Source organism: Streptomyces glomeratus (assembly GCF_021462825.1).
In the GTDB taxonomy this organism is placed as follows: Bacteria; Actinomycetota; Actinomycetes; order Streptomycetales; family Streptomycetaceae; genus Streptomyces; species Streptomyces glomeratus.
Window position 1 is genome coordinate 1 of sequence record NZ_JAKEEB010000074.1, and the last position, 7,316, is coordinate 7,316.

Consider the following 7,316-nt stretch of genomic DNA (forward strand, 5'->3'; position numbering starts at 1 on the left):
CGCCATCCGCGACCAGCTGAACCAGTCGGGTCTGGTCATCGAGGACAGCCCCCAGGGCCCCCGCTGGACACTCGGCCTCGGCTGAGCCGACGAGTGGCGGTGTGGCCCGCCCGCACGGATCGGCCCCGGATCGGCCCCGGGTCGGCGCCCTCGCCGGCCGGGGCCTGTGCCGTTGCGGCGCATACGGTCCCAGGACACTCCATAGTAGAAAGAGTGTTCCATTTGTGAGGGGTCGCGGGTTAAGGTCGCGCTCTAAGATCTTGTACGGAGGTGCCCGGATGGAGAACAACACGCCAGCACGCCGGGGACGGCCGCCGGGCACCCGGTCCGCCGGAGGAGAGCTGACCGCCCGGCAGCAGGACATCGTGCGCTTCATCACCGACACGGTCGAGCGCCAGGGCTACCCGCCGTCGATGCGCGAGATCGGCCAGGCCGTCAGACTCGCCAGCACCTCATCCGTCGCACACCAGCTGATGGCGCTGGAGCGCAAGGGGATCCTGTACCGCGATCCCCACCGGCCGCGCGCCTACCGCGTACGGGCACCCGAGGCCCCCGACACCGAGCCTCGGACGGAGCCGCCGGTGGATGTGCCGCTGGTGGGCCGGATCGCTGCCGGCGCGCCCCTGCTCGCCGAGGAGATGGTCGAGGACGTCTACCCGCTGCCGCGCCAGTTGGTCGGCGAAGGAGAGTTCTTCGCGCTGACGGTATCCGGCGACAGCATGATCGATGCGGCGATCTGTGACGGCGACATCGTCGCCGTGCGGCGCCAGGACAGCGCTGACCACGGGGACATCGTCGCCGCTCTTCTCGAGGACGAAGCGACGGTCAAGGTGCTGCGGCGCCAGGAGGGGCAGGTCTGGCTCATGCCCCGCAACCCCGCCTACGACCCGATCCCCGGCGACCGGGTGCAGATCCTCGGCAAGGTCGTAGGCGTCCTGCGCGTTCTCTGACACGTCGGGTGTGCGGACGGAGCGTCAGCGGCTCCAAGCCGGTGTACTGGGCCGACGACAGCAACGACAGCGGTCACGTCCGACGTGTGGGGGCAGGTACGTGGCCGCGCTGACCCTCCGATGTGCTGAGCCTGGCGCCCCGCAACGTGCGGCGCCCCGCACCGGAGTCGGCGGTCGGTGCGGGGCTCGGCCTCGGGGGTTGTGTCAGCCGGCGCAGCCGGTGAGTTCGCGCTGTTGCGGTCGACCGAGCTGTCCCGCTGCACCAAGTGGCGCGGTTCCAGATCCCGCCGCCTTGCGTACTCGTGGTGCTGTTGATGATCTTGCTGTTGAGCTTCGGCATGCCGGAGGTGTCGACGAGGATGCCTCCCCATCATCGGGTGCGTTGTCGCCGCGGATCGTGAGGTCGTCGAGCCGGAGGTCACCGGTGGAGGTGACGTGGAAGATGCGGAAGGCACCGGCTGTCAGCCCGCCACGGACGACGGTCACGTCCGTGCCAGGCCGCGCGCCCCTTGGCTTCGAAGGTGAGCTGCCGGATCATTGCCCGCCGCCGTTTGCCGCGCCGTACTGCGAGAACCGTGCGGCCCACGCCTCGAGGGGGAGGCCCAGACCGTTGGTGATGTAGGAGACCGTGCGGTAGTAGCCGCAGAGCATGAGGATCTCGAAGAGGGCGGGCGGCGTGAAGAACCTCAGTCCGTCCTTCCAGTCCTCATCGCCCAGTGTGCAGTCGGCGTCGATCCGGTCGCACAGCCGTATGAGACAGCTTTCTTCCTCGGTCCAGCAGCCGTCCTCGGGACCGCCGCCGCATGTCGAGGCGATCTGCTCGCGGGTCAGTCCGGCCTTCTCCGCGAAGCCGCTGACGTGCACGCCCCACTCGTACTCGCTGCCGCAGCGGGCGGTGATGCGCTCGATGACGATCTCCCGCTGCTTGAGGGTGAGGTGCCCACGGTCCAGCAAGCCGCCGCCGAAGAACCGCTCGAAGAGCCGTTGGTCCGTGGCCAGGGTCGTGAAAAGGACGAGCGGATCGCCGCCCGGCGGCGCCAGACGTGCGAGCCGCTCCTGGGCGTAATCCGGATAGGGCTTGGACGCGGGATCGATGCGAGCGGACATTTCCTTCTCCCCTTTGTCGCGTGCGGCGGCCGGACCTGCGGACCACGGCCGGCGCCACCGAACCGCCGCTTCTCTTTTCGAAGCGAGAAGGGGATGCTAGCGTTTCGGAAAACGAAGCACTAGAGGGGATGTCGGGCTACGTGACAGAGACACCCAGACCCAGGCGCCCGGTCCGCGGTTCCACCAGTGGCCGCCCGATCATGGCGGCGCTCGACCTGTTCGGGCGGCGCTGGAACCTGCGCATCATCTGGGAGCTGCACCAGGGCCCCACAGGTTTTCGCTCCCTGCAGCAGCTCTGCGACGGCATATCGTCCAGCGTCCTGCGCCAGCGCCTCGTCGAACTCGCCCAGGCAGGCGTCGTCGTGCAACAGGACGACAGCAGCTACACCCTCACCGCCCTCGGCGAGGACGCCTACCGCGCCCTCAGCCCTCTCAACCGCTGGGCCCACACCTGGGCCGACGCCCTCGCAGAGCAGACAACCAGCCACCAGGCAACCCCGGAAAACGAGGTGTGATGTGATGGGCGCTCCGGAATTGGCCCTCGCGCAAAAGGTATTGGCAGCCCAGCCCTTCAGTAACCTGCTCGACGCCCGCCTCGTGGCCTTCGGGGAGGGCGAGGCGACGCTGGAGGTGGACATCCGCGACGACCTGCGCCAGCAGAACGGCTTTCTGCACGGCGGCGTGCTCGCCTACGCGGCAGACAACACGCTGACATTCGCCGCGGGCACGGTCGTCGGCGCGAGGCTGCTGACCGCCGGATTCACCATCGACTACCTGCGCCCCGCCGACGGCGCCCTGTTGCGGGCCCATGCCCAGGTCGTACGGGCGGGCCGGTCCCGAGTCGTGTGCCGCTGCGACCTGTGGGTCGTGGACAACTCGGGGGTGGAGACCCTGTGCGCGGTGGCACAGGGAACCATCGCCATCCCCGAATCCTCGCAGGGGTCCTGAAGCCGAGGACAGGCCGAACACGCCCAAATGCTGTGGTCAGCTTCAACCCTTGATCACTTCGGCGATGGGACCTGCAGTGTCTCGGCCGGTCCCGCGCCCGACCGCCACGACCGATCAGCGTCATGTCGACCGCGGGCCCCGGCGCCGTACGTCCAGCACCCGCCCAGCACGCCCGTCCAGCAGGTGCTGGAACAGCCGGGCCGAGGACCTTTCCGGGACCGGGGCGGCGGTGGGTGACGAACACCGGCCCGCGGGTGCGGCCCCTGATCAGCCGGGGCAGCAGCCGGGCAGTGCCGGCGTCCCAATACACGGTCTCCAGTACGAAGTCCTCGCGCGGGGCGCGCCCCGGCGCCGGATGCGGGGCAGGGCGCCCTTGGCCTTCACCGGCGCCCGCCGTCCGGCGAGGTCCGGTTCCTCGATGTTGACGCCGAGGATTTCCTCCGCTCGCGCGACCGTCTCATAGAGCATCCGCCACCTGCCGACACTCTGACCATCACCATGCCCGTCGGCACCCGCCTGCCGACGGCTGAAGCCCGCCCTGCCCCAGTGGTCGTCGTACAGCCGACCGTCATCACCGTACGCCAACCCCGAACCCCTCGGCGGTGATCGGGCGAGGCCGGTCAGGTCTGCCGCGCGTGCACCGGGTTGTTGGCGACCTCCTCCGGGCACTTGCGGTGGGGTCGGCGCATCCGCCGGTCGCGCTGCCAGTCGAACATCGCGAGGGCCAGGGACGCCACCATGCCGACAAGGGCGGCACCCAGCGCGGCGACAAGGGCGCTGCGGTAGTCGTCGCTCCGGCCGAGCACCAGGTAGAAGAGGCCGGGCAGGGCGGCGGTGCCCACCGCCGCGCCCAGCCGCTGCCCGGTCTGCAGCGCGCCGCCCGCCGCGCCGGCCATGCGCACGGGCACGTCCCGCAGGGTCATGGTGATGTTGGGGGAGACCACGAAGCCGCCGCCGGTGCCACCGAGGAACAGGACCGGGGCGGCGAACCAGGGGGCGGTGTCGAGGGGCGCGAACCGGAGCAGCAGTGCGGTGCCGCCCAGGCCGGCGATCACGCCGATGAGGCCGCACACGGTGAGCAGCCGACCCAGCCTGTCCACCAGCCGGCCTGCGACCACGGCTGCGCTCGCCGAGCCGAGGGCGAAAGGTGTCACGGCGAGGCCGGACCGGAGCGGGGAGAAGCCGAGGCCGTGCTGGTAGAAGAGGGCGAAGACCAGCCAGACGCCGCTGAAGCCGATGAAGTACAGCGTGCCGACGCCGGCGCCGACGGCGTAACCGCGCACGGCGGTGAACAGGCGGGGGTCGAGGAGGGGCTGGGCACCGCGGGCGAGGAGGCGGCGCTGCCACCGGGCGAAGACGGCGAGGACCGCGGCGCCGAGCGGGAACAGCCACCACAGGCGGCCGATGCCGCCGGAGTCCGCCTGGATCAGTGGGTACATGAGTGCGAGGACGCCGAGGCCGAGGAGCAGGACGCCGGGCAGGTCGAGGTGTCCCCGACCGGACCGCCGGGTGCGCGGCAGCAGGCGGATACCGAGGAGCACGGCGAGGATGCCGATGGGGACGTTGACGTAGAAGATCCACCGCCAGCCCTGGGCGCCGGAGGTCAGGGCGAGGACGGCACCGCCGGTGAGGGGGCCGGCGGCCGAGGAGATGCCGACGGTCGTACCGAAGTAACCGAAGGCGCGGCCGCGTTCGGCGCCGCGGAACAACTGCTGGATGAGCGCCGAGTTCTGGGGGGCCATGAAGCCGGCCGCCAGGCCCTGGGCGAGGCGGGCCACCACCAGCAGCGTGATGTCGGGGGCCGCTCCGCAGGCCGCGCTGAAGATCACAAATCCGCTGAGGGCCACCAGGAAGATGCGGCGCCGGTCCAGGGCGTCGCCGAGGCGCCCGGCGGTGACGAGGGCGAGGGCGAAGGCGAGGGCGTATCCGGACACCACCCACTGCACCTGCGCGGGGGAGGCGTGCAGGGCGCGCTGGATGGTGGGCAGGGCGACCGCCACGATCGTCACGTCCAGCAGGCTCATGAAGCCGGCCACCAGGGTGACCCACAGGGCCCGCCACCGGCGCGGATCGGGCTTGTACCCGGCCTCCTGAGGGCCCGGGTTCCGACCGCCTGCCGCTGACGGCGACGCTGTCACATGGGCTCCTCTCACCCAGGGCCGCACCCGATCGAATCAGGCTACCGATCAACGAGCGGATCGGCGGCCGGGATGATGTCCTCCCTGGACACGGACGGGGCGGCGTACGCCGACGGCTGTCGGTGTACGCCGCCCTCGGGCGGGACGAGTTGCGGGAGGCGGCCCGCGTTGTCATGGCGGCTATCTCGGGTCGTGGTTGAACTTCGAGGTCGACCAGAAGTAGCCGAGCACCGCGAGGCCCAGGCACCAGACGACGGCGAGCCACCCGTTGTTGCCGATCTCGGTGCCGAGCAACAGGCCGCGCAGGGTCTCGATGGCGGGGGTGAAAGGCTGGTATTCGGCGATCGGCTGGAACCAGCCCGGCATCGCATGGATGGGCACGAAGGCGCTGGACAGGAGCGGCAGCAGGATCAGGGGCATTGCGTTGTTACTGGCGGCCTCGGCGTTCGGGCTGATCAGGCCCATGCCAACTGCGATCCAGGTGAGCGCCATGGCGAAGAGCACGAGCAGTCCGAATGCCGCGAGCCACTCCAGAACGGTGGCGTCCGTGGAGCGGAAGCCGATGGCCACGGCGACGGCGCCGACGAGGACCACGCTGATGACTGACTGCAGCACGCTGCCGATGACGTGTCCGATGATCACGGAGCCGCGGTGGATCGCCATCGTGCGGAAGCGGGCGATGATGCCCTCGGTCATGTCGTTGGAGACGGAGACCGCGGTGCCGACCACGGTGCTGCCGATGGTCATCAGCAGGAGGCCCGGGACGATATAGGCGATGTACTCGGAGCGGTCGGGTCTGCCGCCGCCGATGCCCGCACTCATGGTGTCGCCGAAGATGTAGACGAAGAGCAGCAGCAGCATGATCGGGGTGAGCAGCAGGTTCAGGGTGAGGGACGGGTAGCGCCGGGCGTGCAGGAGGTTGCGGCGCAGCATCGTGGAGGAGTCGCGTACGGCGAGGGCGAGGGGGCTCATCGGACAGTCTCCCTGGGCTGGTTGGGGACGCCGGAGCCGCCGGTGAGGGCGAAGAAGACGTCGTCGAGGTCGGGGGTGTGTACGGTCAGCTCATCGGCCTCGATGCCGACCGAGTCCAGCCAGTCGAGGATGGAGCGCAGCTCGCGCTGGCTGCCGTCGCTCGGAATCTGCAGTGTGAGGGATTCGTCGACGGGGGTCCCCCCGCGTGAGCGAAGCCGAGCGTGGGGGAGGGTGGCCTCGCCCAGGGCGGAGGCCGCGCTCTGGTACGCGGCCGGGTCGGTGAAGCGGAGCCGGACGTGTCCGCCGGGGATCAGCCGCTTCAGCTCCTCGGCGGTGCCCTGGGCGGCGATCTTGCCGTCGTTGAGCACGGCGATGCGGTCGGCGAGCTCGTCGGCTTCGTCCAGGAGCTGGGTGGTGAGGAAGACGGTGACGCCGTCGGAGACGAGCTCGCGGATGATCTGCCACATGTTGTGCCGGGAACGCGGGTCGAGACCGGTGGTCGGCTCGTCGAGGAAGATGATCCGCGGGTTGCCGACCAGGGTCATGGCGAGGTCGAGGCGGCGCTTCATGCCGCCGGAGTAGGTGGAGGCGGGCTTCTTCGCGGCCTCGGTGAGGTCGAAGCGCTCCAGCAGCTCGGCGGTGACCTTGCGTCCCTCGCGCTTGGAGAGGTGGTGCAGGTCCGCCATGAGGAGCATGTTCTCCTCGCCGGTGATCAAGCCGTCGACGGCGGAGAACTGCCCGGTGACGCCGATCGCGGCACGCACGGCCTGCGGGTCGGTGGCGAGGTCGTGACCGCCGACGCGGATTTCGCCACTGGCGGGGTCGGGGGAGATGAGGGTGGAGAGGATCTTGACGGAGGTGGTCTTGCCGGCGCCGTTCGGGCCGAGCAGGGAGAAGATCGTTCCTTCCTCGACGGCCAGGTCGACGCCGCCGAGGACGGTCTTGTCGCCGTAGGACTTGCGCAGCCCGTTCGCCGCGATGGCCAGGTTGGTCATGAAGGGTGCTCCTTCTTACAGGCTGCGGGCGGTGATGTCGCCGTAGGCGGTGGTCGCGTGGATGTTCAGGCCGGCGGCGTCGCCGGCGGTGTTCTTCAGCGCGTTGTGGATCCGGCCGTAGGCGGTGCGGGCGTCCAGGGAGGCGGAGACTCCGCGGGCGGCGCCGACCGAGATCCCGCCGTGTTCGGTGCGCAGTGTGACCGTGC

The 7,316-nt window shown here is 70.2% G+C and carries 7 protein-coding genes and 2 pseudogenes; 3 read left to right on the forward strand and 6 right to left on the reverse strand.

What is annotated here, in order from left to right; genetic code table 11:
• Positions 1-278: 278 nt before the first annotated feature.
• Positions 279-950 (forward strand): transcriptional repressor LexA, encoded by a 672-nt coding sequence (lexA, locus tag LZ604_RS35035; protein ID WP_234520235.1) that lies wholly within the window; start codon positions 279-281, stop codon positions 948-950.
• Between the two features lie 534 nt (positions 951-1,484).
• Here the strand turns inward: lexA and LZ604_RS35040 are convergent.
• Positions 1,485-2,057, reverse strand: coding sequence for a carboxymuconolactone decarboxylase family protein (locus LZ604_RS35040; RefSeq protein WP_234520236.1), 573 nt, complete (start codon positions 2,055-2,057; stop codon positions 1,485-1,487).
• Between the two features lie 140 nt (positions 2,058-2,197).
• Here LZ604_RS35040 and LZ604_RS35045 point away from each other — a divergent pair, with 140 nt between their 5' ends.
• Positions 2,198-2,572, forward strand: coding sequence for a winged helix-turn-helix transcriptional regulator (locus LZ604_RS35045; protein WP_372482280.1), 375 nt, complete (start codon positions 2,198-2,200; stop codon positions 2,570-2,572).
• A gap of 4 nt (positions 2,573-2,576) precedes the next feature.
• Positions 2,577-3,005: a PaaI family thioesterase gene (locus LZ604_RS35050; RefSeq protein ID WP_234520240.1), complete on the forward strand. Its 429-nt coding sequence runs from the start codon at positions 2,577-2,579 to the stop codon at positions 3,003-3,005.
• 181 nt (positions 3,006-3,186) lie between these two features.
• Here LZ604_RS35050 and LZ604_RS35055 read toward each other — a convergent pair.
• The 5 genes and pseudogenes from LZ604_RS35055 to LZ604_RS35075 all read right to left on the reverse strand — a co-directional run.
• Positions 3,187-3,479, reverse strand: a pseudogene (locus LZ604_RS35055) (site-specific integrase); the annotation flags it as partial.
• Positions 3,480-3,625: 146 nt separating this feature from the next.
• Positions 3,626-5,143, reverse strand: a complete 1,518-nt coding sequence (locus LZ604_RS35060) for an MFS transporter (RefSeq protein ID WP_234520243.1) — start codon at positions 5,141-5,143, stop codon at positions 3,626-3,628.
• Between the two features lie 180 nt (positions 5,144-5,323).
• Entirely contained in the window at positions 5,324-6,115 is a 792-nt protein-coding gene (locus LZ604_RS35065; RefSeq protein ID WP_234520245.1) for an ABC transporter permease, read from the reverse strand.
• Positions 6,112-7,110, reverse strand: a complete 999-nt coding sequence (locus LZ604_RS35070; protein ID WP_234520247.1) for an ATP-binding cassette domain-containing protein — start codon at positions 7,108-7,110, stop codon at positions 6,112-6,114. The genes LZ604_RS35065 and LZ604_RS35070 overlap by 4 nt, the downstream gene beginning before the upstream one ends.
• A 15-nt stretch (positions 7,111-7,125) precedes the next feature.
• A pseudogene (locus LZ604_RS35075) lies at positions 7,126-7,316 on the reverse strand (DUF4097 family beta strand repeat-containing protein); the annotation flags it as partial.

Coding starts and splice junctions, on each gene's coding strand:
- lexA (WP_234520235.1), top strand. CDS start 279: ATGGAGAACAACACGCCAGCACGCCGGGGACGGCCGCCGGGCACCCGG.
- LZ604_RS35040 (WP_234520236.1), bottom strand. CDS start 2,057: ATGTCCGCTCGCATCGATCCCGCGTCCAAGCCCTATCCGGATTACGCC.
- LZ604_RS35050 (WP_234520240.1), top strand. CDS start 2,577: ATGGGCGCTCCGGAATTGGCCCTCGCGCAAAAGGTATTGGCAGCCCAG.
- LZ604_RS35065 (WP_234520245.1), bottom strand. CDS start 6,115: ATGAGCCCCCTCGCCCTCGCCGTACGCGACTCCTCCACGATGCTGCGC.
- LZ604_RS35070 (WP_234520247.1), bottom strand. CDS start 7,110: ATGACCAACCTGGCCATCGCGGCGAACGGGCTGCGCAAGTCCTACGGC.